We start from the raw sequence: 25,689 nt of genomic DNA on the forward strand, positions 1-25,689 counted from the left end.
TTCCTTCTACTTTATTCTCCAGTTTTTCTCCCTTAACCAGTTTCTTACGTCATATATAAATATGTTGTCATGAGGACAAGCTTCAATGCACTCTCCTGCACCAATACACTTAAAAGACTTGAGTTCACCCTTCCTTAAAAAAGAGGCCCTCATGTCTGTTATTCCGACTGGGCAAGATAGGTTCGGAAACATTTCCGGTTTAGAATATATGTTATCAAGTTCAACAGATATATACCCAGACACTCCTACTTTTACATTGGCTAATTTAACGTATGAGAGCAAACACCTTTCACTACTAGCTTACGAATACCAGAACAGAAATCACCAACCATTGCAAGCTCTACCCCAGAACGTATACCAGTTATGGCAGGAATACGGACACGGTTCAATACCCTTCATATACGTAGCTGGTCTTTTTTATCAAGTAGGTTCCACGGCCAGTGCGTCCATCATTTCTGGTAAAAATTGGACATATGCATTCTCTCAGCTTAACAATTTATCGTCTCCTTTTGCTCAACAAGTTTATTCTACTGCAAATATCCTAACCGCCGAGTTCTGTATTGCTACCAATAACTAACCATATAATGTGTGCGGAATACATGAAATACAGATACTGGAGCACAAGTTAATTAGTAAAATTTCTGGAAACAGTAGTCTAGTTCCTCAAGTATACGCTATTCATGATACATTTAATCCTACAACCGATAGCGAAATGATAATAACTGCAATTAGTCCCAATCCAAGAAATTCATTTAGACACCCACCTGCTGAATCTTATTGAAAGATAGTAAAAAACCACTGTTTCTACGACTAAAACAGTAAAGCTTTGGATCATTAAGATTAAGCTAGTTTTTATAAGTCCCGTTAAGTTCTGTATTAAAATAGACGCTAAAGTAGTGGGTAAAGGGTATATCAGCTCGAAGATCACGTGAGGAAGTAAATAATATGGATAATATACTGGAGGTAAGATGGTCAATAAGGTTCCAGCTATCGCTCCAATCCCCCAAGAGTAACGAACGTGGGAAATCAAACTCCCTATGAAAAAGCCTATTGCTGAAGTATTTAGCAAAAGTATCAACAATGTTATAAACACAAGTAAGAAATTGAAGGGATTTAAAAGGTGATAGATAATAGCCAAAGTTACATATGTTAAAATACCTGGAGATGAGTAGATAAGGTTCGATAAAGTCAATGCCAAGATGTAATCACCTGCACTTATTTCAGTAGCTACAAGAAGGTCTTGTATTTTAAGCTCTAGTCTTAGAAAAGCGAAATCGGCAATGAACGAAAGACCATTAGATGCAATGACTGTTATTAGCCCTCCATCAACAGCGAACTTTACAAATTCTCCTTTCGTTATTACGTAAATTAAGAAGAGTTCTGCCAAAGGTACTGTTAAGTAAGAGAGTACGTAAACTATGCCCCTCACTAAGGGAGCCACACCATAAAACCTAGCAAAGGCTAAAATGAACTTAATCTTCAAGGGTCTCACCAGAGTATATTATAAAGAGATCTTCAAGTGTTATTGGTCTCACAATGTATTTACCTAGATACTTAACAGCTTCTTCTCTGTCCACATAAGATATTCTGAGCTTACCGACCAGTAGGTCTCCTATACCCTCGACTCTCACCTTATTTTCGAATTTCGACAAAAGCTCCTTAACACTACCCTTGGCGATCAGCTTACCTTTGTGAAGTAATACTACTTCGTCCGATAACTCTTCTGCCTCCTCCATATAATGAGTTGTTAGGACTAGTTTCACGTCACTCTCTTTCAGCACTGACCATACTTCTGTCCTTGAATAGGGATCTAGACCTACTGTGGGTTCATCAAGTAAGATAACTTCAGCACTTGAAGCCAAAGCCATAGCAACAAATATCTTCCTCTTCATCCCGCCAGAGAGCAAATCTGAAGGTTTATCTTTAACTTCCCAAAGACCAATTTCCTTTAAAGTCTTTCTAGCTATCTGGGAAGCTTCGGACAAGGAAAACCCCCTTGCCGTAAGATACATTAGTAAGTGTTCTAATGGGGTAGCGAATCCCACTGGGTGAGCCTCCTGAGGAATTGATGCGATTATTTTCCTTACTTTCTTAGCGTCCTTTACAACGTCATACCCCTCTATAAGGGCTGTACCTTCTGTGGGTAAGAGCTGAGTGGATAGAATTCTGGTAAGGGTGGTTTTACCTGCTCCGTTCCTACCCAATATGGAAATGCTCTTAGCATTCGTACTAAAGGACACATGGTCTAAAGCAGTTGTACCGTCATTATATCGCTTCGTCAGATTAACAGTTTTTAACACGGGGTTATCATAATTTTTAACCTAAAAACCTTAACTATTTCTCCCTATAGTAAAGATCAAATTTTTTATATTTGATTTTTTAATAACAGTATACAATCATGGAAGAAGAAAAAATAGTATTCCCTGATGGTAGGAGCGTTGAGATACATGAATTCTTAGCATTTATGTATGGCTTATCCTCAAGTGACGTAAGCGTCTTGCACTTATTGATGGTTAAAGGGAAAAAAATGACCTCTGATGAGATTTCCGAAGAATTAAACGTAACTAAGGCTTCTATCAATAAGTCGTTGAACAACCTCCTTGACAAGGGCTTGATCATGAGGGAAAAGGAGGAGAGTGAGGATAAAAAGAAAGGTAGACCGGGTTATCTTTACTGGGTTGATAAAAACAAATTATATGAAAAATTAGAAAAAGATCTTGAAAAACTTGCGACTGAAGTGAGGCAAGGATTAGAACAACACTTACAATAAAATGTCATCATAACAAAATCTCTTTTACTCTTGCTTTTTCTCTTCTGGTGATTTCTGTTCTTCCTTCTTTTGCTCCTTACCGGATTCCTTCTTCCCTTCTTCCTTCTTTATCTTCTTTATTCTTTCGGTCTTAATACTAATATTTATCTTAATCTTTTCACCACTACACTCCCTTACCAGTAACCCGTCTTTTTGGTTATAATCCCCGCATTTCACTTTCTCTTTAGAAATTAGTTCCTTCACGAACTCTTTAGCGTTCTTCAAGTGCCTGAATTTCCTCTCTATTTTCTCCTCTTTATCGCCTTTAGTAATTTGCACTGTGAGGTGATATTTTACCACTTTCATACCCTTACCTATTTACCTTAACTATAAAAATCTGATTCACGTAGATCAACTTAATGTTCATAATCCCAGTTACTAAAAGTGAAATAGTCTATGTAATCATAGCCTTTCTTTTAGGGCTTTTAATCGGTTTTTTAATAAAGAACGTCCTAAAAATAGGGATAGTCCTTTTAGCTATAATAATCTTACTTATAGTAATAGGCGTAGTCTCACCTAACACGGTCTTATCGTTTATAAAGACCTCAGTTACGACGATTACACCAGAAGCAGAGAGATATGCTAGTGAGGCGTTAACTTACCTTCCCTATAACTCCATCTTCTTCATAATAGGACTTGTTATAGGACTATTAAAAGGGTAGAAAAATATTTGCTGTAATTAGACAAATAAAAATGATAACTTTTTTTCTTCTAATTATGCCCTAATTACACTTTTGTAAATCATTTGAGCCCTTTTTGCGGGATCAGGGTGAGTAGCCAAAATATCTGAGAAAGGGGAAGGTTTCTCATTTAGCCACTCCTCTACCAGTATAGATGGATCTGTTTCCTTTACTTTTACGGGAGGTGCAGTAACAATGATCCCAGTGAAAGGGTCTAACCTAATGTTCTGCATATATATTTCTATTTTAGCTAAGGCATTTACTAGATTTATCGCATCCTTTCCGAACAATTGAACTGCATGAAAGTCCGCATAACTTTCTCTCAGCCTATTAAACCACAGTACGAAAAGTTGGAGTCCTAATGTTATAATAAACAAGGCTCCCCCAATGGCGAGCATAACAATTCCCAAAAATAAGTCTGTCTCATCTACAGCAAATATTAAGCTCACCCAGCCTAAATTGAGGAGTAGATTACTTACGAAACCCAAGACTGAAGGTATCAAGCCTATAGCCATACCTATTTCCACGTCATTATGCTTAATGTGTCCTACCTCGTGTCCGATCACAGCAGCAAGTTCCTCCTCGCTTAGTATGTTAAGCAGAGGTCTGGTTATTCCTATTCTCTTCCCTGTTACATAGTTCCCGTAGGCAAAGGCGTTAGGATAAGGTGCGTTTACGATAAATACCCGCGGGGGTTTGATCCCAGATGCTATCGCGATCCTCTTCACCATTTCGTAAACCCTCCCATAATAAGGATGATCTTCTGTTATCTCAAAAGAGTCTCTGGCGACCAAGTAAGGTGAAATAAGCCACTGAATTAACCAGAATAAGCCCAGAAACGGTATAATGGCAATTACGGGGAAATTAAGCAGTTGTAAGAGAATGTAAGTTACAATCGCTTCAGAGATTATCGTCAAGACAAGTGATAGGTATATTTTAAACCTCAGCTCGGGTAAAGTTTCCATTTAAAGATAGTGATCCTTCGGAAGGAAAAATAGTTTATTGATTAAAATACAGGTAGTGAGACGTTAAGGTTCTCTTTTACCCACGTAGTGTTTATGTAATGCGGAGCCTTCCCTATTAGTATATCGTGAAATAGTACAGCTCCATAAACTGACAATACACTAGGTTCATCTATAAGGTCTACCGCGAGTCCGGATATCACGTAAACTTTACCATCACGAACTGCTGATGTAGTACTATAATATTTTTCAATTAATTGTATAGTATAGGTGTAGTTGTAAACACTCTGTGCTATTATCACTTGCGGGTTTGCAATAAGTATATTCGAAACAGTTACAAGCGGGTAACCGGATTCGTTAGCAAACACGTTTTTACCTCCAGCCAAGACTAGAAGATTATTTATAAACACGTTACCCCCAGCTGTGTAAGCTTCACCGTTAGGCTCTATCCAGATTAAATACGTCACGTTTACTGAAGGGGTATAGTTAATCATATGTGAGTTCATCCAATTAACTATCTCTTTACCAACTTGCGTCTTGTTAAATTGTTGGGCAATATTAAGGATGTTTTCCTCGATTTGTGCAAGGGATAAAGCGTAATCGGTGTTTGTAACGAGTAAATTCAATCCTGCTTTTTCCATATCTGGTATGTATTGGTAGTCTAGCCCATACTCAAGAACTACTATGTCTGGATGAAGGAGTAAAATACCCGATATGTTAGGAGGGCTGATAGAAGAGAACATAGTCACGTTAGATGGTATCAGCGACGTTTCGTTCAAGTCTTGTAAGAGCTCGAAGGAATATTCGTCTAAGCCAACTATATTTTTGCCGAGCCCTAAGGAAATTAAGATCTGAGTATCTGATGGGGCTAAACTAACGATTCTCAAGGACTTTTCTGGAGTTGTCACTATGGGCTTGGAGTGAGTACCCATCTTGCTGTAGTATTGAGTATAAATTAGAATAGAAGATATCACTATCAGCACTAGAATTATTCCAATTAAGATTAAGCCTCTCATAAATATGGATAGGTTATCCAATACATATAAATTTTTTGTTGCCTTTAACTTGTATGGAAAAGTTTATTATATGGATAGGTTGACCATTTCTCGTGAATAAAAGTATTCTGAAGTATTTCTTATTTCTCTCTATTATACCGTCTTTTATCTTGGCTCTTATCGTAGGGGAAGTTGTAATTCCAATTAATGATTTGATTCACCCAAACGGTGTATATTCAATTATACTTTATAGAATAAGGCTGCCTACAATAGTAACCGCTATGTTAGTAGGCATAACACTATCAATAAGCGGGGCCATTATGCAACAACTATTGAGGAATCCTATTGTAGACCCTTATATATCAGGAACGGCGTCAGGAGGAGCATTAGGTGCAATAATTTCATATTTCTTGTTAAACTACTTTATAATGCCCTTCCTCCAGCCCCTATTCGCTTTTGTTTTTTCTCTTCTCTCCACCAGTTTGACAATAATAATAGGAAAAAGGGGAGGAGTATACGGCTTAGTGGTCGGGGGTGTTATAGTCTCTTACATCTTCACTTCAATTTATACAATATTACTTACTATCCTAGAGTACAAACATCCTAATATACCTCCCTTGTTGTTCTGGCTCCTAGGAGAGATTAGTATTGTTGGGTGGGATCAGGTCATCCCCCTGATACTAATTTCAGCCATGCTTGTAATACTATCACTAATTTACTCGAAATCTATCGACTTAGTTGCAATAAGTGACGAGTTGAGCTATGCCCACGGCATTAACCCCCAAAGGTTCAGAATCTTCTGGCTAGCCTTCATAAGTTTCGTGGTATCTTACGAGATATCCTTGGTAGGAGTGATCGGTTTCGTGGGCATTCTCATCCCTCATCTGGTGAGAAAGGTCGTTGGAGGAAATATGAGGGATCTTACTGTGTACTCTTCTGTCACCGGTGCATCCCTTATGTTAATAAGTAACGTAATATCTCATGGTGTCTTCGGGACTATTATTCCAGTAACTCCAATAATCGCCCTAATGTCCTCCCCGGTTCTTGTTTCGCTCATGGTGAGGATAAATGATGGTCAAAGGGTTGAGAGTTAAGTTCGGTAATAAGATCGTAATAGATAACATAACTTTCGAGCTTAAGGAAGGGGTGACGCTTCTTTTAGGGCCAAATGGATCAGGTAAGACCACCTTACTCAGGAGTATAATAGGTATGGTTAAATTGGACGAGGGGGAAGTTTCCGTAGACTTAGAAAAACTATCCTATTCACCTTCCGAGTTCTTTTCTCCTTCCATGAAAATCTGGGAAGTCTTAACAGCAGGGAGAAAGAGAGGAAATTACGATAGATATGTTAAACTATTAGGGTTGGATAAGCTCATGCAAAGGGATTTCTCCACGTTAAGCAGTGGAGAGAAGAGGTTAGTGTTAATAGCTAAAGCACTTGGTGAGGGAAACTTGGTCATAATGGACGAACCATTCTCTAACTTGGACTTTGCTAACAAATTCAAGATAATAGCTATAATGAGCCAGCTGAAGAACGAAAAGCTATTCCTTATTACAGCCCACGAGCTGGAAGTTATAAACTATGTCGATAGAGTGATCCTTCTGAAGAACGGAAGGATTATCTACGATGGAAAGCCTAAAGACCTCTCGGATGAGTTACTGTCCTTTGCGTATAATTATAAAATAAAGAGAGTTGACTTAAACGGAAAATTCTTTTTCACTCCAGAATTTTAATACCTCATCAATTTATCATTAATAAATTAATAAATTATTACACGATTCTAACATCGGTTTACTAAGTTATACACTTACGTTTAACACTGTTAATTGAAACTGACTTTCGATATTATACTCAAATTCTATTAAAAATAGATGCAGAATTTCAACTATGAGAAAGATTACCACACCATGCGAAGATGCATTTAAGATTGTAGTTCCAGTATTAAGGTTAGCAATTGCTAAAAGACTCATAGAGAAAGGAGTGCCGGTAGTTAAAGCATCAAAGGAGGTAGGTATTTCAGCAACTACTTATGAAAAGCAGATAAAGATGAAAGGAGAACAAGTCAAGAAGGTAAACAGTGATGAAGAGATAAGTGATATGCTGGACTCCTTAGTTGGAAGAATATTAAGTGGACAGACCATAGAGACCACTTCTTTCTGCATTTTATGTTCAAGGTCTAGGAGGATCTTCAATCTTCCTCCGTGTCCGAACCTTTAAATAAGAAAGAAAGGGAAGCTATTATTATCCCAGCTACTAAACTTATTATGAAAAAAACCAAAGATAGAGAATAGACAACGTAAATCGGCGAATCATTTATGAGTACAAATCCTACAAGCACTCCTTGTGTGTAATTGTTTTTCAATAGTAATTGCGAATTGTAAAAACCTTTTCCGAAAACATAATATATCCCGTTACTATACGTTGTGTTTATTATTTGACTATTTACTGGGATTACTTGTAACGGTTCGGACGTGTTGTCTTTGTATTCAAAGACAAAGCTGGAGTAACTAATACTAATAGTGTAATTTCCCTCTGCTTTAATAGGTATAACACCCTTTATGTACGAGCTCTTTGACAGGGTCAGATGTAGGTATAAGAAAATTAAACCTACTATGATAAAAACTAGACCGATTACTAGAAAGCTCTTTTTCACAGTGATATTTTATTATGGAGAAGAGACTATAATTTTAATCCTACTATCTTAGTGTTAAAACGTTCTGTAAAATGACATTAATCTGAGTGAATAATAAGAGGCGATAGGGAAAAATTACCTAGCTTTAATTTTTTGAATCTCCTTAACAGTCCTCATGACTACCTTTATTATCTCACTCCTAGGAGGCTCTTCGTATGTGCCTTTACAAAAAGCGTCAATTGCAATTATATACGTATTGAGAGTAGTGTCCAACACCTTTATTTCGGGTTCCTTAACTATGAAATCTAATTCTTTAATCCTCTTCTTTAGTTCTGGTATCAAGTCATCTGGATCTATGTCTTTCGTAATCTCATACTTAGTCCGCACTAGCCTATACTCCTCCTTATGAACAAATATTGCAGCCTGAATCATTATGTTATTAGGTATCTTCATAATAACATTCTCGTCTGTAACTATGGTAGTGTACATCAGACCGATGTCAGTTACAATACCAGTATAACCCGGGATCAAGAAATCGTTGCTCCAAAACTTTGGAGGATAAGTAGGTGCTAAAAGTCCATATTGCCATGTAGTTATAGTTACTCTGTCTCCTATCTCGAAGGGTCTGCTGAATATTAAAAACAGTCCCGAGAACACGTTAGCCAATGAAGTCTGTAAAGCAAGACCTGCAACCAGACCGAATACAGTACCTCCAAACAGTGCACTAGTAATGCCCACGTGCAATGCTGTTAACGCAATAACCCCGACTACTGAATACCCTAGTATTTCAACGAGGAGACTAAGAGTCTCGCCGGTCGTCTTTCCAATAACATTACCGACGTGTTGCTTAAGAATCCTAGCTATAATTGTGATCATCGATATCCCAACTACAGCAATTATCAAAGCAGTTACTACGTCTTGAACTTCCAGAGGAACATGAAGTACGTTTGCTACCACATACGACGCTGCAACCCCTAAGGCAATTACTATTATCGTAAAAATAATTATATTAACTAACTTGGTATTCATAACACGTTTTAAGACTAAATTAAAAAACTAATTATCAGGGAGATATCTTACTATCACTAGCTATAATCTTCTTTGCCACCCTATTAATTATCAGAAGGATAAAGGCAAAAAGTGAAGTTCAGATAGTTAGTGAGAAACTGGATAATAGAGATCTGCTTATTATGGAAGCGATAAAGAGAGGATATAAAACTTTGACCGAGATCTCTGATTTTACCGGCATCCCAAAGTCGACTACATATAGGAGACTCAAAAAGCTCACTTCCTTAGGCTACTTACAAGGAACCAGGGAGTATGGCAGAGTATACTATGATCTCAATTTAGGGACAAGAGGTATAAGTACTAAAATTAACAAAGGCATAGAAGAAAAGATTAGGAATAATGAAAAATAGGAGAAAAGAATTATAATTTCTTATATAATTCTTATAAAAACATAGAAACACTTTTGTTTTTCTACTTTGTTTCACAGATATAGTTCTAGCGGAAATTTCGGGAAAAAATTGTTTCAAGAGATCCTTATATATTCGACATCCTTATTTTCTTAATGTGAAAGCTTTAGGAACTGTAATAGGGATTATAATACTCCTGCTAATAGTTTTAGCTTCAATAGCCATAATTCTCGCGTATTATGGTGCATTCGAGGAAATGGGTGCACAACTTTCTCAAGCCCAAATAAACATCTACGATCACCAAAACGAGAACTTGGAAGTAACTGCTATAGCGTACTATAATAACGTCTCCCATAGTGATTGTGGAATAGGCAAAGGTGCATATCACGGTAAGGCACTCGGTATTTATAAATACAATTTAAGCAACATTACGGTAACAATAACAAACGTAGGTAATGTGCCTAGTACAATTACTTACATTGCAATATCGAATCAGTCCGGAGTTCAATTATTTATAATGTATGTGGGAAAAACTCTTCCTCCTTCGCAAAGTATAAACATTACGATATATCCTCAGCAATTATACTATCCTTACTGGCCTAATTGGATGTCAGCACCTATAGACCAGTACATTCCTTATCAGATAGTAATAGACCAGTGTCATAACCAGCAGACTCCGTATTATCAAGTTCCAGTAATAGTAGAGACTCAATACGGAAATATGTTCTATAATAATCTTAACTATAACCTAGTCTAAACTAAAAAAAGTAGAGTTTTTTATTAGAATAAGTGAGCCACTGCTATACCAAACAGTCCTAAGATAAACGCTATGATAACGTATATTATTACTGCTAACAAAGCTATTGCTATAGCTCCTAGCCATCCAGTCTCAAATATAGCCTTAAATACGGCTAGTATACCTATGATCCCCACTATTACGCCTATACGTGGAAGGCCTATGAACCCGAAAATGAATGTTATTATGGTAAAGACTATGAATGCAAAAAGAGTGGCAATTAGTGCATCTCCGAAAGAGTTTTCCTTCGATACTGCCTTAGATGCTAACCATACTGGGATGGACGTAAAAATCCATGCTATTAAAAACACTATTATAGCTCCTATTATACCGTGTAAATCTATATGCATAGTAGTATAGTTAAACTCCACATTTATAAAATTACTCTGACCTCAAATAAAATTTGTAAATTAACCCTATTTGTAACAGAACATTCAATTTTAAATGACATCAAAATAATACATTTTCTAACTTAATCTAAATTGAACTAGTAGAGAAAAAATCATCGAATGAGCTGAAGAATATAGTTCATTCCGGTGGTATCTCCTTATAGACTAAGTCAATATCTATTCCTTCCCTACTCCTCACTTTTTTAGCGCTGATATAAGTTATCAGTCCTAGACCCACTAAGGAGATAATGTAAGCTGTAGCTATCCAATTAACCCCACTAGTCCTCACTGCGCTGAAGCTGTAGTTGTTATAGGGGTCTAAGATCTCACCTTCCATTAATAACATTATCGCCGTAGATAAAGCGGAACCTATTATTAGTTGCCTATTTCTCTCCTCAATACCCACCTTAATACCGGTAAGTGAGACTAAAATAAGGTATGCCAGAGCTAAAGGAGTATACGAATATAGTGCAGTTGCACCGCTTACGGAAATTATTGGAAGAGCTAGGAATACTAACGTGGTAGCTAAGTCGAGGAGATGAGCGTAAACCGGAGATGCGAACTTGTTAAGCTTTGCGAATATCGCTGGGAATAGTCTGTCAAATGCAAATGCGAACACATATCTTGCAAATACTACTACACCGAAAGCCATAATAAAGAAGTTCCAAGCTATCAGACCAAGACCTAGAATCCATTCGAGTATCTCATTGTGTGAGAGAAAAATTGCTAAACTCCAGAAATTATAGGTATATGTAGGATAGTAAGCTGTGTTCGTGGGGCAACCGATTTCGGCATACATCTCGAAGAAAGGTATTGTGATCATGAGGAACGTCATTATACTACCTAGATACAGATTCCATTTTAACGATCCTTCTTTAGCCTCAGCAGCTACTGCTGGTCCCGCATAAAGCCAGATATATGCAAATGATAAGAAAAATGGGATCATGTAGAGTGTTGAAGCCCAGCTGAAAGACCAAGGAGAAGTGTTTTGTGGAGAAAGTTGGAACTCACTGATGAAATTAGGGATTTGAGACCTCACTGAACCAGCGTTTAAGGCTAAAACTAACATTGCGAGGATTAGAGTAATTGTGGAGAATATACCGAGAGCGGTAGTTAGGCTAAAGCCCCACTTAGGTCTTATTATATTTATGAGGATGATTATCACAAACGCTATAGCACCTAGAGCGTAAATTAGGAGGTCTTGAGTAAGCGTGAGAGTTCCGTAAGGGTTAACAAATACCGTATTTGAGAGGTTAATCAGTTCCTCTTGATGGTTAAGTATACCGATCTCGTACAGAACTAGGTTTATTGCTGAGACTGAAAAGAACGCTGATAGTGCGAAATAAGGTGGCATATTAAATGCAAATGCTACTCCCATTATAGCCCCTATCTTACTGTTTAATTTCCTTGAAATCCATACGTAATCTCCCCCAGTTCTCGGCATCCTCATTAAGAGGCTCGTATACGTGTAGACAAGAGGTAATGTGAGGATAAAGGTAAGCAAAGAGGTTAACCATAGTATTGAGCCCGGTTGAATATAGGGAGAAATTCCTTCGAAAACTGCTAGACCAGCTCCCATATTTGCAACGTTCAACATAACTAAGTCTTTTAGTGTGACATTCTTCACTAACCCGGACGACTCTCTCAAAAACAGTTTTGACATAAATCTGATTAAGTTAGTGAAATTAAAAAGCGAACTCAAGTTCGCCTTTAATTATCTATTATTTATTCGTTTATTCACAGAGATAGTAATTGTTTTTAATCTAAATCAAAAATGTGAAGCAAGATTAGAATAGAAGAAAAATAATAATTTATGTACTACTTAGAATCATCTTTAGGATAAAAGATTTAGCTCGATTAAAAACAACTAGACAAAATATATAAAAATCACTAATCGTGAGGAATTTTAACTTTACCCTCTGGAAATAAGTTTCACCTTTTATCTATAGGGACGTAATGTTTATACTCTGGACCCACATATAGCGCTCTGGGTCTAATGAGTCTATGTTGTTCTTCTACATACTCTATAAAGTGGGCTAACCAACCTAAGGTCCTCGAGAGAGCGAATAACGCCGTATACATATAAATCGGGAAGCCCAACCCATAGAAAACTATCCCGGAATAGAAGTCTGTGTTCGGGTAGATACCCTTTGAGCCGAAAGTTTCAATTCCTAGTTTTTCTAGCCTTTCCGCAATTTCTAAGTACTTCTTTATCTCAGGGTTTTGCTCGCCCAGCTGCTGTGCTAATTTCTTAAAGATCTTCGCCCTAGGGTCATACATCTTATATACTCTGTGACCGAAACCCATTAATCTCTTTCTTCCCTCGACGATGTTTGTCTTAAACCACTCATCTACTTTATCTGGTGAGCCTATCTCGACGAATTGCTTAAACGCTTCTTCGACAGCCCCTCCGTGCAGAGGCCCTTTAAGTGCGGCTAACGCAGCGACTATGCAAGAGTACATGTCCGAAAACGTAGAAGAAGCTACTAAACCGGCTGTAGTTGATGCAGGAACCTCATGATCAGTATAGAGTATTAACGCTGCGTCCATAGCTTTGATTTCTTTTTCGCTTACTTTTCTGTCAAAGGAAGCTTCAAGAAAACTCTCGGCATAACTTTGAGAAGGTGATGGTATCTTAGGCTTCAGTCCTTCTTTAGCCCTAAAGACGTTTGCTACGACTGTGGCTGTTTTAGCTATTATTTGGATAGCGTTATCTCTATCTTTCTCCTTATCCCACTTAGGGTTATAGACTGACGCCATTATGCCAAAGGCACTCTCCATAATCCCTATTGCGTCGCAATCTCTCGGTAGGGAGTAAATTACGTTAATTACTTGCTCCGGTACTTCGTAACTCTCGTTGAGCTTAGCCTTCACTTAGTTTAGTTGCTTCCTATTGAGAAGCTCTCCATATAACATTAGATAAATTAACTCCTCGTAGGAAGAGTACTCAACTAAATCGTTTATATCGTAGCCTCTATAACGCAATACCCCGTGATGACCGTCAATGAAGGTAAGTGAAGTAGTCTTTATGAGTACGTCCTCAAGACCCCTACTTATTTCAACCAACCTCAGTCACCCCCTACCCATTCCTCATCTGATTTAGTTGAAATTGCTGAAAGCAGGTGCTTTTCACTTATGATATCACGGATGGAGATTATACCCACTACATTATCCTTACCATCTACGACTACGAGGTGCCTTATGTTATATTGATGCATCAGTCTTGCCGCGTTAGAAAGAGGTTCGTCTTCCCTGATCGTAATTAGCTTACCGTAAGTACCTAATTTCTCTACAGGTTTATTTAAGTCCTCTCCTTTAGCTACTGATTTCAGGAGGTCTCTTTCGGTAAATATTCCTACCGGTTTGTCACCATCCACAATCAGAACTGAGCCTACGCTATTCTGAGCCATGAGCTTTACAGCATCTATGGTCTTAGTCCCTACGGGAACTTTAAGAGGGGATCTATTGATTAAAACCTTTACTTTAACTTGACTCATAAATACTTATATTGAATTCGTAAACTATAAATCTTTCCCAAGTTAATAATGAAAGAAAAATATTAAAATTTTAACAAAAAAAGCAACGTTAACTCAGAGAACGTTCAAGATTTTACTCCTTCCTTAGCTAACTCCCTATCTAAGTTCTCGTAAAAGTAGTAGTTTATAATCTCGTATTGCTCTTTTCTGGTCATCATTTTGTCCATTAAGTTCTTTTGCGTACCTTCCTTGAGCAAAACTTCTAATGCGTCTTTCATGGCCTTAGCTGCGACCCGAAATATCGTAACGGGAAAAATAACGTACTTATAACCCATAGCCTTGAATTCCTCAGCACTTATTAGGGGGGTCTTGCCGAACTCGGTCATGTTAGCTAAGAGGGGAGCTCTCACTTCCCTTGCAAACCTTTCGAACTCTTCCTTGCTCTCTAATGCCTCAGGGAAAATTACGTCAGCCCCAGCCTCCAAGTAAATCTGAGCTCTGGTAATGGCATCGTCTAAACCATAAATAGCCCTAGAGTCCGTCCTGGCTATAATCAGCATATCCTTCCTAGCTTTCAGTGCAGCTTTTATTTTAAGCACCATGTCCGTAGGTCTCACTACCTCCTTACCTTCTAAATGACCGCACTTCTTAGGTAAGACCTGATCCTCGATCTGAATAGCGTTAGCCCCCGCACTCTCCAGCACTTTTACAGTCCTATATACATTCACAGCTTCCCCGAAGCCTGTATCTGCATCGACAATTATAGGAATATCTGTAACTTCCCTAATCCTTCTCACCATCCACGCCAACTCGTCTAACGTAATTATGCCTAGGTCTGGCATACCGAGGGAAGAGGTTAAAGCTCCTCCTGAAAGATAGACTGCCTTAAACCCAACCTTTTGAGCTAAAAGGGCAGTAAAAGGGTTAAAGACCCCGGGTATAACTAAGAAGTCAGACTTCCTTAAGACCTCTGACAAACTCTCTCACCTTTATACTATCAAAATTTTTAATAAGTTCAATTTGTTTCTTGCTTAAACCCAGCCTACTCGCCTTTTCCTCTAACTCCTCATCACTCATCGGGTTAGCGTAATGCCCTCTGGGTATTTTGACCTCCTTACTGAACTCTCCCTTATCCGTGATAACTGTTATCCTAGTAGGAAATTCTTTAGGATAAACTGAAGTGTAATCGTCTCTCTCAACTACCTCTATTAAGTCCATAAGCTTTTCCAATGTGGGCTCTCCTATTAAAGAGTAAGAATCAAGCCAGAAGTCTTTCCTGATTAAGCTTACCGCAACTATAAAGGGTAGACTATGATCAGCTGTTTCCTTGTTTTGAGGTCTCCACTTTTCACGGCTGTCAGCAAGAATAGTTTTCCCAGCCTCATAAGTCTCTACTACCACTTTCCTTATCTCACCGTGGTATTCCAGTCCAATTGCAGCCTCCACTGCGGCTTGCGCATGGTATTCTACAGGGTACTTTTTGATCATGGTCCTCAGGATCCCTCTTCCGTCTGGTCTAAACTTACTCAAGTCCATATCCCTAGCCACTATGGAGGAGAAACCGAAGACTCCGGAAAACGGTAACTCGGGTGCTGTAAAACCGGATTTAGCTAAGAGAGTTACGAATACAGCGTTCCTGACAGCCTCAGCCGCTGCTCCAGCCTTCCACATGGAGAGCTTACCACTCCTCGTCTCCCTCAAAGCCACGTGTGGGATTATTGAAAGGGATATGGCATTCTTTGCCTTATTCCGGTCTAACCTAAGGAGGTTTGAGAGGGCTGAAGCTGCTGCTATCCCGAGGAAATTTACGTGGTCATAACCCTTCTTTCTTAGGGAAGTAGTGTCACATAAGTTAACACCCACATCGTAGCCCACGGCTATTGCCCTGATTACGTCCTCACCCTTTGCTTCAGGGGATACCGCTAACAATCCCCCTATCATGTCGCTGGGATGTAGGGGCTCTAAGCCTAGATAAGTGTCGTTGAAGTCTAAGTATCTTATTAATAAAGTGTTGTAAAAGGAGGCAAAGTCAGGAGTGGTGGAAAAGTTACCCAAGGTATGAATATTTCCGGGATAAAGGTCACTTATGCTCTCGACTATTTTTGCTGGAGGGGAATCTCTAGAGGCTAGTGCAATAGCCACTGAATCCAGCACTCTCCTCTTAGCCTCTGCATAAACTTTATCTTCGACTTCCTGAACCGAGACTACGTATTCAGCTATTATATCCGAGAGATCCATAACTAATTAGTTTAATTAATGATAATAAATTTAATGAGGTAAATTTAAATAAGATTGATGAGAAGTTTCTCATGTGATAAATCATGACAAAAGTAGCCTTTATTGGATCTGGTAAGATAGGGCAAACAATAGCATTTAACGTCATAATGGGGAGTTACATTGATGAGGCAATAATTTACGATATAATCCCAGAACTACCTGAAAAGTTTGAGCATGAACTCAGGCACGCATTGGCTTCGAGAAAACTCAAGGTAGAAGTGCTGGGGACAAACAACATAGAGGACGTAAACGGTGCAGACATAGTAGTGATCTCTGCAGGAAAGCCGAGGAAGCCTGGAATGAGCAGAAGGGACTTATTTGTTGACAACGCGAGGATAATGATAGATCTAGCTGATAAATTGGCTAAGAGAAATAGGGGAGCACTTTACATCATGGTGGCAAACCCAGTAGATATGATGGCTTCAGTCTTCATGAAATACTCTGGGGAATATACGATTAGTACAGGTGATCAAGTAGAGACGATGAGGATGAGGTCTTACATAGCTAAGAAGTTAAAGGTTCATGTGACCGACGTAAATGGGTATGTGGGTGGGGAACACGGAGAAGACGCAGTAGTACTGTGGAGCACGGTAACTGTGAAAGGGAAACCGTTTGATGAGAGTATGGGAGTGAGTAAGCACGAAGTAGAGGAATATGTAAAGAAAATACCGGGAGAGATAATAAGGGTAATGGGAGGTACTACTTGGGGGCCAGGTACGATCATTGAGGAAATTATAAGGGCTGTGGTTTTAAACGAGAACAAGGTAATGAGCATAGCGTTCCCGCACAAATACGAAGACGAGATCATTCACATAAGCGAGCCCGTTGTTGTAGGGAGGACTATAGGACCTTCATTGGAGCCCTTATTAGACGAAAAAGACAGATGGCACTTAATGGCTTCTATTAAGGACTTCTACAGCGTATATAAGGAGAACTTGAAACAGCTCGAGCAAAGTCTAACCGCAAAACAGTAAAAGATCTTTCACGTAAACTTTCTTTTTATCCTCTGAACTAGTTGTAATTTAACACGTTTTTGTAAGTGATTATATTCTGTTTCTTTTTCTTTTTTCTTTGGTTTATACTTATATATTTCGATATCATAAGTGATATCTATGAGAAGGAAGAGAAGGCTACAACACATTATTCTATCTATCCTCAGCAATAAAGGAGCTATGACTGGCGCTCAGATAATGAGGGAGATAGAAAAAATAACTCAAGGATTTTGGAAGCCTTCTCCGGGCGCTATATATCCCACTCTAGACAAGCTCCTTGAGGAAGGTTACGTCTCTATAGCAAAAGTAGAGGGTACTCAAAAGTTTTACCAGATTACTGAGGCAGGGAAAGCGCTGTTAAGTCCCAAGCATCATTTAGAGACAGTGATAGAGGAAGTCCTTTCAGACCTAAGGTTTATCCTTGAAAATAAGGGTGAACTTGACGTAGAGTTGAAAGAGAAGTTGAAAAAAGGGCTTAAGGAGGCGATAAGTAGTCTTGATTGAAATAGAACACATATCAAAAACATTTAAAGTCAAATCGAAAGAGATCCGAGCTTTAGACGACGTGAGCTTTACAATTCCTAAGTCTAGCGTAGGGGCGTTAGTGGGTCATAACGGTGCAGGAAAGACCACATTGATAAAGATCCTATCAACCCTGATTATCCCTGATCAAGGAGACGCAAGGATAAACGGAATCAGTATCAGAGAAGAAAAGAAAGTAAGAAAAAATATAGGTGTAATGATGGTAAGTGAGAGAGCTTTCTACTTCAGGCTTTCGGGCTTTGATAACCTAGTCTTCTTCGGGATCGTCCAAGGCTTGTCAATTTCCGAAGCGAAAAAGAGGGCAAAGGAGCTCCTAGATTTAGTTGGTCTATCTGAATTTTCCAATATTCAATATATGAAATATAGCACCGGAATGCAAAGGAAACTGGCTTTAGCGAGAGCACTCTTATTAGACCCACCGGTGATTCTTTTAGACGAACCTACGCTAGGTATGGATCCGGTTAGTTCAAGGGATTTTAGGAGTCTGGTTAAAGAGTTGTCTAAGGAGGGTAAAACGATCCTAATGACTTCACATAACATGAAAGAGGTTGAAGACCTAGCCGATAAAATAGTCTTATTAAAGAGAGGTAAGGTAGTTGCTCAAGGTACTAGAGAAGAAATTACTTCAAGCATAGGGAAGATCAAGGTAGTTATGACCGATAGTATACCAAAAGGTTACGAGAAATACGTAAGCGGTTTCGTTCAGGGAAAAGTTATACTGAGGGTCCCGGAGAAAGGAATAGAGGTAGAAGGTGAGGTATTAGGTGAAGAGGAACCTACACTTGAGGATGCGTTTGTCTACTTTACAGATGAGGAGATCGACAACCCTAAAAATAGGAGGAGAGGGGGAGGGTTCAGGAGATGGGAGTAATAGATAAACTTTACGCTTACATTTACTTGCGGGGTTTTAAGATATGGACTAGCTACAAAACACAGCTTATCCTGAACTTATTGTCTTGGGTCTTACCAGTCTTCACTTATTACTTTGTAGGTACTTCTTTAGGTAATATTGTAGTCAGTTCTATGCATTTTAAAGGTGCATCTTATGTTTCGTTCATGGTAGTCGGACTAGCATTCCAAGGTTATATTTCGTCTGTAATAACGACCTTAAGTGGTAGGTTACGCAACGAGCAACTTTACGGTACGATAGAGTACTATGTAATGTCATCTGGTGGAGTACTCTCTTTTTTGATTTATTCAGCTTTGTGGGGGTTTACAATAAATACTGTAAACGCAGTAGTAATCTTGCTCATAGGCTACGCTTTAGGTGTTAAGTATGACGTTAACATCATTTCAGCTATAATCCTTATCTTTCTATTACTTACCTCTTCCTTAGGTCTCGGAATGATTTCAGCCGGATTTACGATGATTGTTAAACAAGGAAACCCAATATCTTTCTTCTTTTCTACGTTCACTACACTGACGACCGGTGTTGTATTTCCCGTGTCAGTCTTACCAGGTTTTATTAAGTTAGTCAGTTACGCAATACCCCTCACGTGGGCTCTCGAAGGTCTCAGGTATGCCCTGCTTGAGGGTTATTCGTTATCGCAAGTCAGCGAATATGTAATAGCTTTGTCATTATTTACATCCGTTCTGATCCCATTAGGTATCGCATTCTACTCTTATGCCTTTAAGAGGGCTAGATATAGGGGGACGTTAAGTGAGTACTGAGACCACTAATTTTTAAAAGGGAGGAAATTTTATACCGATACTGAAAGTATTCGAAAACAATAATATAAATATTCAGATGTTCGCTCAGGATATTGAAAACTCATTGAAGGATTAAGGGTGGCAAACTAGCTTAATGCAAAATGGTCCTAACGATTATATCATAAGGGCTGAATCCTTTTTATAATGATAGAAATCTTTTATGTTCGTTTATCCTGAATTAATTTGAACGAGATGCCCAAACCCTGCAGGGTGATGGTGGCAATGCCACAAGCCCTGCAGGCTTACACGGAGATGTGAGCAAATGCCTTTTGGCTCGAAGGAGTCCCATGACCCACCTACTGTTAAGCTTGGTAGGTGGTTGAGAGCTAAGTCCCTACACTTGATACATAAAATGAATAAAATGAAAGTTTAGGGACTAACGGTACAAAAAGGCTGGTCATATACACCACAAGGTAGAGGAGATAATAGTAAGGATAATGGGAGACCTAACAATGTTATCGTAGTGGTTGAAGAAGACAACATAGGGGCTTTCGGTAGGATGTGGATAAACGCTAAACTAATGGGAGAAATGGAAAGGAAAGTGAAAAACGGTTTCTACTCTATGTAAGATTAGACGATAAGAACAGCGTCTTTTCCTTCTCCGTCGTTATTTACCCTTTATTTTCTTTCCTATGCCTATCCTTAAACCCTTCCATTCTGGACTTCGCAGACTTGGTTATGGACAGAAGGGCTAACTCCATTATAGCAGCTCTTATTCTTTCCTTTTCAGCCTTAGTCCACTTCTTTATTACTTTTACAGCTTCTAAGTCTACGTTCTGGATTATATCTTTAGCTATCTCCTTCGACTTCATGAAAACGTCGTCCGCTATGTAATCAACAATCCCTATTTGTTTAGCTTCCTCAGCAGTAATGGCTTCCCCGTGATCGCCAGCCTGTTTACAGCCTTCCCCCAGTACTTATGCCCTACACTTATAGCCATGGGCGGTATAAGACCCAGTTTTGCCTCAGGTATAGAAAATTTAGACTCTTTACTCCCTACCACCACATCACAGAACAGCAATATTTCACAACCTCCTCCGTAAGCTAGCCCATTAACCGCACATATGAGAGGCTTTTCGAGCTCGATCAGTGACTCCACGGCATAGTAAAGGGTGTTAAAGAACTTCTTAGCATCATCAGCGTCTTTAAGTTCAGCCATGGCAAATATATCGTCCCCAGCCGAAAACGCCCTCCCCTCCCCTGTTAAGACTACCACTTTCACTTTTCTATCGTTATTAGCAGTTCTCACCTTATCCCCTAATTCCTTCCAACTCTCCTCGTCAAAGGCGTTTAGTCTATCAACTCTGTCTAACGTAATCCACGCTATGCCGTCCTCATCCACTTTGTACTTCATTCCTACTCGCCTCTTTAATAGCTCTTATTATATTTACGTAACCAGTACACCTACAAATATTTCTTATAGAGTACTTTAACGACTCATCAGCCGCTTTCGGATCTACATTCTTTAAATAATCATAACTAGCCATTAGAAAACCATGCGTACAGTATCCACATTGAGAAGCATAGTTACGAACAAACGCATTCTGTAGCCACTCCACATTAAGACCTTTTACCGTCCTTACATCGAGGTTAACGGCTTGAACTGCTAGAAACAAGCAAGATTTCACAGAAACGCCGTTAATAATAACCGTACAAGCCCCCGCACTTACCTTCATCGCATCCTTTCTTTACCTCAGTAAACCCGTGTTTGCGTAAGAAGTCTACCAGTAAGGTTCTACCCTCTATTCTGTCCTCTATCAACACCCCGTTAACCCTGGCTTTAATTTTGGCTTCATCAATCACTCTCATTCTTTCTCCAGTCTTCCAGTTTATCTTCCTGTCTTCGACTAATCTCAACTCGTAGTAACCTTGGTCAAACGTGTTGATCATTTCTCTTGCTAGCTTTAGCCTACCTTCTCCACTCATATGATGATCTGACATCGGTTTTTCGCCAACACTTTCAAGCGCCTTTATCAACTCTTCTTTACTCTCTCCCTCTAGGGTTATTGGTTTCGGAAAAACTCCTCCTATAGAAGCCCTGAGTTTTCCGTCCTTCATCTTAACTACGGCGAGTATAGCAATAGGATACGCTGAACCTCCTTTCTTTATTGCCTTAAAGTAAAACTTAGAGTTATCGGGTTTACTGAGAGTGACCTCAGTTAGTAACTCTCCCTCCTTTAAAGTAGTATAAGGTTCTACGTACAGATCTTTAACTTTAATTTTTCTACTCCCCCTTTTACTTAAAACTTTAACCTCGCCGTCTAAGACGAGCAGTGCTGGGTAATAGTTGGCAGAGGGGTCTGCGTTAGCAAGAGAACCACCTATAGTTCCTCTATTCCTCACCTATAAGTCCGCTATACTGATGGCTACGTTCCTTAAAAGAGGGAGGTTCGAAGCTATCTCACTGTGTCTAGTTAAAGCCCCGATTCTGTAAACGTCGTCCTCTTCTTTTACATAATCTAAATCTAACTCGTTGATATCAACCAATGTGTCAAAGGGGATCCTTAATCTCATCATCGGGATAAGACTTTGCCCACCTGCTAACGGTCTCCCTCCTTCTTCTAAAGCCTCTAGAGCTTCCTCTAACGTCTTCACTCTAACGTATTTGAAAGGTCTAGGGACTCCAAGTACATACATTTAGGTCACCCTTATGGGAATTTCACTTACCCTTCTCTTTAACAATCTAGACACTGCGTTGGCAATAGCAGCTGGAACACCCATTATGGGGCCTTCTCCACCTCCATACGCACCGGAAGGGATATAAGGGGAAGGAGTTTCAAAATGGATATATTGGATCTCGATATCGACTAGATCCCCTAACGTGAGTGACTCATAGGAATCAAAAGTGGTAACTAATGGATTTCCCCTCTCGTCATACTTCATCTCTTCATACAGAGCCATGTTAATCCCGTGGACTATACTCCCAGTCATAATACCCTCCAGAATGTCCTTTTCCAGGATTTTACCTATATCGTGTGCAACAACATATTTGACCGCTTTAACTTGACCGTCAACAATCTTGACTACAGCAAGGTGTGCGTTAATCCCATAACCCAGAGCCGAATTAATCCTATCCCCCTCGACCGGTTTTAAAAGCGGTGAATAAAAATAACCAGTTGATACAAGAGGAAAGTCGACGTTAAACGCCGAAGGATTCCAGTGATAAGCTGAGACTAACCTCCTGATGTCTACGGACTTTTTCGGGTTTTTAACGTCTACAAATTGCCCGTTCTGAAATGCTACTTCTTCAGCCTCTAGGTACTTTTTAGCTAAGGTAGTTAGCTTTTTCTTCATATCCTCAATAGCGAGAATTAACGCACTTATGATTACTGGAGCAAACTTACTGGAATAACTACCGCTAGCCAAGTTCCACGGCTGATCTGTGTCGACTTGATTAGTAACTGACACTTCATTAGGCTTCAACCCTAACTCTTTACAAACGATGTCGACTATAGTCGTCTCGTGTCCGAGCCCTTCGTTCGTACCATTTACGAACACAGACAGAGTACCGTCGGGGTTGAAGCTTAAGGTGACGTAGTCTGCCGAAGCTGAGTGCGGATTCCTCCTATTATTTAATGCCAGATCCACGTAGGCTAAGTTAGTAACAGAGGGCTCAACAAAGACAGCTAAACCTACTCCTACATCCTTTTGCCCCTTCCACCTCTCGTATTCCTCCCTAATTGCATTAACAACCCTTAAGTAATCTTGTTTCGGGTAAAGACCTCCTCCGGGAGTCTCATAAAACTCTACACCATCTATTACTCTATCAAAACGAGTTATTAGGTTCTTAATCCTTAATTCTAACGGATCTAAACCCAATTCGTCGGCTAGGTGATCGATAGCAGTTTCTAGAGCGAAGAAGAATGGCGGTCCTCCATAGCCTCTATTAAGACCAGTAGGGCTCTTGTTAGTGACTACCACTCTATATCAACCTGAGATGTTCTTTACGTCATAAGCGCCATTTAGACACCCTTGAACCCTAAATAAAGCTCCGGGCTCAGGCGGTCTTACGTAAGCTCCGACATCTTCTATAAAGTTATATCTTATCCCTAGAATCTTTCCGCTTTTAGTAGCCGCTATTTCGACCTCTCCTTTTCTTTCAGCTCCAGCGGAACTCGCGATAAAGTGTTCTGTTCTGCTTTCCACCCATCTGACGGGTGCTTTCAGGAGCTTAGAGGCTGCAGCTGCCAAGGTTATGTAAGGGTAAATTTCATATTTGATACCAAAACTACCCCCTATGTCCTTAGGGGTCTTCATCTTCAGCTTAGTTATAGGTATGTTCAACGCCTTGGTAATAAAATAGGCCTGGAGCATTGGACCTTGAATGTTAGCCCATACGTTCAGTTCTTCCTCAAAGTGAACGAGAACACCATACGGTTCAAGAGGCAATGCCGAATGACGTGCAAATTTAAATGGATGTGTGATTATCACTTCAGCCTTAGAAAAGACGTCAGGATCACCAAAAGAGAAAACTTTGTCCATCACGACGTTAGTACCGATCTCCTCATGGACTAGAGAATTCCCTTTGAGCGCGTCGTCTATAGTTACTACCGGCGTTAACTCCTCAAAGTCTACTTGAACGTAATCCAGTAGGTCTACTGCTTTATAGTAATCCTTTGCGAGGACTAGGACTAAAGGCTCTCCTACGTACCTCACCTTCCTCCTCGCAAAGGGGAAATACTCGATCTTTTTGTCGACAGTAGTAGGAAAGGGATTTATAATCACTTTGGAAAGGTCTTCTGGGGTCAGGGCGATTCCTCCGTGGCAGAAGACGTCCTTGACATCTATTCTCTTAATTATACCATGAGCTATAGAACTCCTGAAAATGACCATTTGAAGAGTCCCCGGTAAGTCCGGAATGTCATTAATGTACACCCCTTCTCCTTTTACTGCTCTTTCTCCTTCGATGTACATATAATATCCACATTGTATTGAAACTTAATAAAATTATTAAAGCTAGTCAACTTTTGTTAAGGTATAAGTAGTAAACGGTACGGAAAAATAAGGATAAAACCTTAATATCAAAAGAGTGTACCTTGATATCATGAGCTCGGAAGGAGAAAAGGACTTTAAATCAAATGAAAAGGTCGATAAGTGGAGTATAGTATTATTTCTTGTAGAGGTGTTTCTACTAATAGGGATTGTAGCATCGCTAATTGGGATCTTGCCGGTACTAGCTCACACGTAGGAGACCTTCTCAAAGCCCTTAATGTTGAACTGGAGCAAAACCGTGATTACGAACAATCAATACTACATCTAAAAATTCATGGTTGGAATTTTTGAACTTACGATTATCTATTTAAGGTCAGGGATTAAATATCAGATATGCCATTAACTCCGGTTGTTGAATTACATAACGTTAAGAAAGTCTATTACGGAAAAGTGCCAGTCGTTGCATTAAAAGGCGTAACTTTGAACATCTATGAAAGGGAAATAGTTTCCATTCAAGGGCCCTCTGGTTCAGGTAAAACCACACTTCTCACAATTATCGGAACTTTGAGTAAACCCACTGAAGGGGAAATTTTAATTTACGGTAAGGACGTGACTAAACTTCCCGATAAGAAAATAGCTAAGTTGAGGAACAAGTACATAGGCTTTGTCTTTCAAAGCTACAACCTGGTAGACAGACTTTCTGCATTAGAGAACATAGAATTACCTCTTATTGCAAGAGGAGTGCCCAGATCTGAGAGGAGAAAGATCGCACTAGATATCCTTGATAGGCTAGGTCTGAAAGACCTTGCTAAGAAAAAGCCTAGCGAAATGTCTGGTGGCCAACAACAGAGAATCGCAATAGCCAGAGCATTAGCCCAAAATCCCAAAATACTTCTTGCAGACGAACCTACTGCAAATCTAGATACAGCCTCCAGTAAGGTTGTCATGGACACGTTCTTAAGGGCGAATAAAGAGTTCGGTACCACGGTTATTATCGTCACTCACGAACCTGACATAGCCGCTTACGGGCAGAGGAAAATTCACATGAGAGACGGTCAAATAGAGAAAATAGACTAGGTG

Annotated in this window: 30 protein-coding genes and 4 pseudogenes; 14 read left to right on the forward strand and 20 right to left on the reverse strand. The window is 39.4% G+C overall.

The window, feature by feature from the left end; all coding sequences use genetic code 11:
* Positions 1-6 precede the first annotated feature (6 nt).
* Positions 7-177 (reverse strand): annotated as a pseudogene (locus D1868_RS11025) (4Fe-4S ferredoxin); the annotation flags it as partial.
* A gap of 31 nt (positions 178-208) precedes the next feature.
* Between D1868_RS11025 and D1868_RS03315 the strand changes: the two are divergent.
* Positions 209-577, forward strand: a complete 369-nt coding sequence (locus tag D1868_RS03315; RefSeq protein WP_231112446.1) for a DUF929 family protein — start codon at positions 209-211, stop codon at positions 575-577.
* A 171-nt stretch (positions 578-748) separates the two neighbouring features.
* On the opposite strand, the gene D1868_RS03320 is transcribed toward D1868_RS03315, so the two are convergent.
* Together D1868_RS03320 and D1868_RS03325 are read right to left on the reverse strand one after the other, a co-directional pair.
* Positions 749-1,492: an ABC transporter permease gene (locus D1868_RS03320; RefSeq protein ID WP_156005530.1), complete on the reverse strand. Its 744-nt coding sequence runs from the start codon at positions 1,490-1,492 to the stop codon at positions 749-751.
* Positions 1,473-2,300 (reverse strand): ABC transporter ATP-binding protein, encoded by an 828-nt coding sequence (locus D1868_RS03325; protein WP_156005532.1) that lies wholly within the window; start codon positions 2,298-2,300, stop codon positions 1,473-1,475. Before D1868_RS03325 ends, D1868_RS03320 begins: the two co-directional genes overlap by 20 nt.
* A 98-nt stretch (positions 2,301-2,398) precedes the next feature.
* On the opposite strand from D1868_RS03325, the gene lrs14 reads away from it, so the two are divergent.
* Complete coding sequence (gene lrs14 / locus D1868_RS03330; protein WP_156005534.1) at positions 2,399-2,770, forward strand: Lrs14 family HTH-type transcriptional regulator; 372 nt, start codon at positions 2,399-2,401, stop codon at positions 2,768-2,770.
* A gap of 24 nt (positions 2,771-2,794) precedes the next feature.
* Here lrs14 and D1868_RS03335 read toward each other — a convergent pair whose 3' ends face one another.
* Positions 2,795-3,115, reverse strand: a complete 321-nt coding sequence (locus D1868_RS03335; RefSeq protein ID WP_156005536.1) for a hypothetical protein — start codon at positions 3,113-3,115, stop codon at positions 2,795-2,797.
* Positions 3,116-3,168: 53 nt separating this feature from the next.
* On the opposite strand from D1868_RS03335, the gene D1868_RS03340 reads away from it, so the two are divergent.
* Positions 3,169-3,471 carry a hypothetical protein gene (locus tag D1868_RS03340; RefSeq protein WP_156005538.1) on the forward strand — a complete coding sequence of 101 codons (303 nt, stop codon included), beginning with the start codon at positions 3,169-3,171 and terminating at the stop codon, positions 3,469-3,471.
* A gap of 53 nt (positions 3,472-3,524) precedes the next feature.
* Here the strand turns inward: D1868_RS03340 and D1868_RS03345 are convergent, their stop codons facing one another.
* A complete protein-coding gene (locus D1868_RS03345; protein ID WP_156005540.1) occupies positions 3,525-4,454 on the reverse strand; it encodes a zinc metalloprotease HtpX in 930 nt (309 codons plus the stop codon).
* Between the two features lie 41 nt (positions 4,455-4,495).
* Entirely contained in the window at positions 4,496-5,467 is a 972-nt protein-coding gene (locus D1868_RS03350) for an ABC transporter substrate-binding protein (protein ID WP_156005542.1), read from the reverse strand.
* Positions 5,468-5,559: 92 nt separating this feature from the next.
* Here D1868_RS03350 and D1868_RS03355 point away from each other — a divergent pair, with 92 nt between their 5' ends.
* The 3 genes from D1868_RS03355 (at position 5,560) to D1868_RS03365 (ending at position 7,664) form a co-directional block, all read left to right on the forward strand.
* Positions 5,560-6,540, forward strand: a complete 981-nt coding sequence (locus D1868_RS03355) for a FecCD family ABC transporter permease (RefSeq protein ID WP_231112448.1) — start codon at positions 5,560-5,562, stop codon at positions 6,538-6,540.
* Positions 6,515-7,180, forward strand: coding sequence for an ABC transporter ATP-binding protein (locus D1868_RS03360; RefSeq protein WP_156005544.1), 666 nt, complete (start codon positions 6,515-6,517; stop codon positions 7,178-7,180). Before D1868_RS03355 ends, D1868_RS03360 begins: the two co-directional genes overlap by 26 nt.
* Before the next feature lie 154 nt (positions 7,181-7,334).
* Entirely contained in the window at positions 7,335-7,664 is a 330-nt protein-coding gene (locus tag D1868_RS03365) for a transcriptional regulator (RefSeq protein ID WP_156005546.1), read from the forward strand.
* On the opposite strand, the gene D1868_RS03370 is transcribed toward D1868_RS03365, so the two are convergent.
* Positions 7,636-8,100, reverse strand: a complete 465-nt coding sequence (locus D1868_RS03370; RefSeq protein WP_156005548.1) for a hypothetical protein — start codon at positions 8,098-8,100, stop codon at positions 7,636-7,638. The two genes, D1868_RS03365 and D1868_RS03370, sit on opposite strands and share 29 nt — an antisense overlap.
* A 114-nt stretch (positions 8,101-8,214) precedes the next feature.
* Positions 8,215-9,108: a mechanosensitive ion channel family protein gene (locus D1868_RS03375; protein WP_156005550.1), complete on the reverse strand. Its 894-nt coding sequence runs from the start codon at positions 9,106-9,108 to the stop codon at positions 8,215-8,217.
* 137 nt (positions 9,109-9,245) lie between these two features.
* Between D1868_RS03375 and D1868_RS03380 the strand changes: the two genes are divergently transcribed.
* Positions 9,246-9,497, forward strand: a complete 252-nt coding sequence (locus tag D1868_RS03380) for a winged helix-turn-helix domain-containing protein (protein ID WP_269194913.1) — start codon at positions 9,246-9,248, stop codon at positions 9,495-9,497.
* 154 nt (positions 9,498-9,651) lie between these two features.
* Positions 9,652-10,251, forward strand: a complete 600-nt coding sequence (locus tag D1868_RS03385) for a hypothetical protein (RefSeq protein ID WP_156005554.1) — start codon at positions 9,652-9,654, stop codon at positions 10,249-10,251.
* Positions 10,252-10,274: 23 nt separating this feature from the next.
* On the opposite strand, the gene D1868_RS03390 is transcribed toward D1868_RS03385, so the two are convergent.
* The 6 genes and pseudogenes from D1868_RS03390 to D1868_RS03415 all read right to left on the reverse strand — a co-directional run bounded on the left by D1868_RS03390 (position 10,275) and on the right by D1868_RS03415 (position 16,393).
* Positions 10,275-10,640, reverse strand: coding sequence for a hypothetical protein (locus D1868_RS03390; RefSeq protein ID WP_156005556.1), 366 nt, complete (start codon positions 10,638-10,640; stop codon positions 10,275-10,277).
* A 178-nt stretch (positions 10,641-10,818) separates the two neighbouring features.
* Positions 10,819-12,342 (reverse strand): APC family permease, encoded by a 1,524-nt coding sequence (locus tag D1868_RS03395; RefSeq protein WP_156005558.1) that lies wholly within the window; start codon positions 12,340-12,342, stop codon positions 10,819-10,821.
* A 269-nt stretch (positions 12,343-12,611) separates the two neighbouring features.
* Positions 12,612-13,745: pseudogene (gene gltA, locus D1868_RS03400) on the reverse strand (citrate synthase).
* 2 nt (positions 13,746-13,747) lie between these two features.
* Positions 13,748-14,176, reverse strand: a complete 429-nt coding sequence (locus D1868_RS03405) for a CBS domain-containing protein (RefSeq protein WP_156005560.1) — start codon at positions 14,174-14,176, stop codon at positions 13,748-13,750.
* A 104-nt stretch (positions 14,177-14,280) separates the two neighbouring features.
* The gene (gene prpB / locus D1868_RS03410) at positions 14,281-15,132 is read right to left on the reverse strand and encodes a methylisocitrate lyase (RefSeq protein WP_156005562.1); all 852 of its coding nucleotides are present in this window, start codon (positions 15,130-15,132) and stop codon (positions 14,281-14,283) included.
* Entirely contained in the window at positions 15,107-16,393 is a 1,287-nt protein-coding gene (locus D1868_RS03415; protein WP_156005564.1) for an MmgE/PrpD family protein, read from the reverse strand. Before D1868_RS03415 ends, prpB begins: the two co-directional genes overlap by 26 nt.
* A gap of 83 nt (positions 16,394-16,476) precedes the next feature.
* Between D1868_RS03415 and D1868_RS03420 the strand changes: the two genes are divergently transcribed.
* The 4 genes from D1868_RS03420 to D1868_RS03435 all read left to right on the forward strand — a co-directional run bounded on the left by D1868_RS03420 (position 16,477) and on the right by D1868_RS03435 (position 19,638).
* Positions 16,477-17,406, forward strand: a complete 930-nt coding sequence (locus D1868_RS03420; RefSeq protein ID WP_156005566.1) for a lactate/malate dehydrogenase family protein — start codon at positions 16,477-16,479, stop codon at positions 17,404-17,406.
* Between the two features lie 138 nt (positions 17,407-17,544).
* Positions 17,545-17,928 carry a PadR family transcriptional regulator gene (locus tag D1868_RS03425; protein ID WP_156005568.1) on the forward strand — a complete coding sequence of 128 codons (384 nt, stop codon included), beginning with the start codon at positions 17,545-17,547 and terminating at the stop codon, positions 17,926-17,928.
* Positions 17,921-18,838, forward strand: a complete 918-nt coding sequence (locus D1868_RS03430) for an ABC transporter ATP-binding protein (RefSeq protein ID WP_156005570.1) — start codon at positions 17,921-17,923, stop codon at positions 18,836-18,838. The genes D1868_RS03425 and D1868_RS03430 overlap by 8 nt, the downstream gene beginning before the upstream one ends.
* Complete coding sequence (locus tag D1868_RS03435; RefSeq protein ID WP_156005573.1) at positions 18,829-19,638, forward strand: ABC transporter permease; 810 nt, start codon at positions 18,829-18,831, stop codon at positions 19,636-19,638. Before D1868_RS03430 ends, D1868_RS03435 begins: the two co-directional genes overlap by 10 nt.
* A gap of 650 nt (positions 19,639-20,288) precedes the next feature.
* On the opposite strand, the gene D1868_RS11030 is transcribed toward D1868_RS03435, so the two are convergent.
* From D1868_RS11030 to D1868_RS11295, 6 genes and pseudogenes are all read right to left on the reverse strand, one after another.
* Complete coding sequence (locus D1868_RS11030; protein ID WP_231112450.1) at positions 20,289-20,489, reverse strand: hypothetical protein; 201 nt, start codon at positions 20,487-20,489, stop codon at positions 20,289-20,291.
* Positions 20,490-20,521: 32 nt separating this feature from the next.
* Positions 20,522-21,031, reverse strand: coding sequence for an enoyl-CoA hydratase/isomerase family protein (locus tag D1868_RS03440; RefSeq protein ID WP_231112451.1), 510 nt, complete (start codon positions 21,029-21,031; stop codon positions 20,522-20,524).
* Positions 21,012-21,353 (reverse strand): (2Fe-2S)-binding protein, encoded by a 342-nt coding sequence (locus tag D1868_RS10910; protein WP_231112453.1) that lies wholly within the window; start codon positions 21,351-21,353, stop codon positions 21,012-21,014. Before D1868_RS10910 ends, D1868_RS03440 begins: the two co-directional genes overlap by 20 nt.
* Positions 21,316-22,314, reverse strand: a pseudogene (locus D1868_RS11035) (FAD binding domain-containing protein). The gene D1868_RS10910 and the pseudogene D1868_RS11035 overlap by 38 nt, the downstream one beginning before the upstream one ends.
* Positions 22,315-23,496: a xanthine dehydrogenase family protein molybdopterin-binding subunit gene (locus D1868_RS11290; RefSeq protein ID WP_338055772.1), complete on the reverse strand. Its 1,182-nt coding sequence runs from the start codon at positions 23,494-23,496 to the stop codon at positions 22,315-22,317.
* Positions 23,470-24,591 (reverse strand): annotated as a pseudogene (locus D1868_RS11295) (xanthine dehydrogenase family protein molybdopterin-binding subunit); the annotation flags it as partial. The gene D1868_RS11290 and the pseudogene D1868_RS11295, both read right to left, overlap by 27 nt.
* A gap of 130 nt (positions 24,592-24,721) precedes the next feature.
* On the opposite strand from D1868_RS11295, the gene D1868_RS03455 reads away from it, so the two are divergent.
* Together D1868_RS03455 and D1868_RS03460 are read left to right on the forward strand one after the other, a co-directional pair.
* Entirely contained in the window at positions 24,722-24,865 is a 144-nt protein-coding gene (locus D1868_RS03455) for a hypothetical protein (protein ID WP_156005575.1), read from the forward strand.
* Between the two features lie 137 nt (positions 24,866-25,002).
* The gene (locus D1868_RS03460) at positions 25,003-25,686 is read left to right on the forward strand and encodes an ABC transporter ATP-binding protein (RefSeq protein WP_156005577.1); all 684 of its coding nucleotides are present in this window, start codon (positions 25,003-25,005) and stop codon (positions 25,684-25,686) included.
* The last annotated feature ends 3 nt before the right edge of the window (positions 25,687-25,689 follow it).

Source organism: Stygiolobus azoricus, assembly GCF_009729035.1.
GTDB classification, from domain to species: Archaea; Thermoproteota; Thermoprotei_A; order Sulfolobales; family Sulfolobaceae; genus Stygiolobus; species Stygiolobus azoricus.

Coding starts and splice junctions, on each gene's coding strand:
- D1868_RS03460 (WP_156005577.1), top strand. CDS start 25,003: ATGCCATTAACTCCGGTTGTTGAATTACATAACGTTAAGAAAGTCTAT.
- D1868_RS03340 (WP_156005538.1), top strand. CDS start 3,169: ATGTTCATAATCCCAGTTACTAAAAGTGAAATAGTCTATGTAATCATA.
- D1868_RS10910 (WP_231112453.1), bottom strand. CDS start 21,353: ATGAAGGTAAGTGCGGGGGCTTGTACGGTTATTATTAACGGCGTTTCT.
- D1868_RS11030 (WP_231112450.1), bottom strand. CDS start 20,489: ATGAAGTCGAAGGAGATAGCTAAAGATATAATCCAGAACGTAGACTTA.
- lrs14 (WP_156005534.1), top strand. CDS start 2,399: ATGGAAGAAGAAAAAATAGTATTCCCTGATGGTAGGAGCGTTGAGATA.
- D1868_RS03425 (WP_156005568.1), top strand. CDS start 17,545: ATGAGAAGGAAGAGAAGGCTACAACACATTATTCTATCTATCCTCAGC.
- D1868_RS03420 (WP_156005566.1), top strand. CDS start 16,477: ATGACAAAAGTAGCCTTTATTGGATCTGGTAAGATAGGGCAAACAATA.
- D1868_RS03435 (WP_156005573.1), top strand. CDS start 18,829: ATGGGAGTAATAGATAAACTTTACGCTTACATTTACTTGCGGGGTTTT.
- D1868_RS03360 (WP_156005544.1), top strand. CDS start 6,515: ATGATGGTCAAAGGGTTGAGAGTTAAGTTCGGTAATAAGATCGTAATA.
- D1868_RS03390 (WP_156005556.1), bottom strand. CDS start 10,640: ATGCATATAGATTTACACGGTATAATAGGAGCTATAATAGTGTTTTTA.
- D1868_RS03405 (WP_156005560.1), bottom strand. CDS start 14,176: ATGAGTCAAGTTAAAGTAAAGGTTTTAATCAATAGATCCCCTCTTAAA.
- D1868_RS03455 (WP_156005575.1), top strand. CDS start 24,722: ATGAGCTCGGAAGGAGAAAAGGACTTTAAATCAAATGAAAAGGTCGAT.
- D1868_RS03350 (WP_156005542.1), bottom strand. CDS start 5,467: ATGAGAGGCTTAATCTTAATTGGAATAATTCTAGTGCTGATAGTGATA.
- D1868_RS03415 (WP_156005564.1), bottom strand. CDS start 16,393: ATGGATCTCTCGGATATAATAGCTGAATACGTAGTCTCGGTTCAGGAA.
- D1868_RS03315 (WP_231112446.1), top strand. CDS start 209: ATGTTATCAAGTTCAACAGATATATACCCAGACACTCCTACTTTTACA.
- D1868_RS03335 (WP_156005536.1), bottom strand. CDS start 3,115: ATGAAAGTGGTAAAATATCACCTCACAGTGCAAATTACTAAAGGCGAT.
- D1868_RS03375 (WP_156005550.1), bottom strand. CDS start 9,108: ATGAATACCAAGTTAGTTAATATAATTATTTTTACGATAATAGTAATT.
- D1868_RS03395 (WP_156005558.1), bottom strand. CDS start 12,342: ATGTCAAAACTGTTTTTGAGAGAGTCGTCCGGGTTAGTGAAGAATGTC.
- D1868_RS03345 (WP_156005540.1), bottom strand. CDS start 4,454: ATGGAAACTTTACCCGAGCTGAGGTTTAAAATATACCTATCACTTGTC.
- D1868_RS03440 (WP_231112451.1), bottom strand. CDS start 21,031: ATGAAGTACAAAGTGGATGAGGACGGCATAGCGTGGATTACGTTAGAC.
- D1868_RS03365 (WP_156005546.1), top strand. CDS start 7,335: ATGAGAAAGATTACCACACCATGCGAAGATGCATTTAAGATTGTAGTT.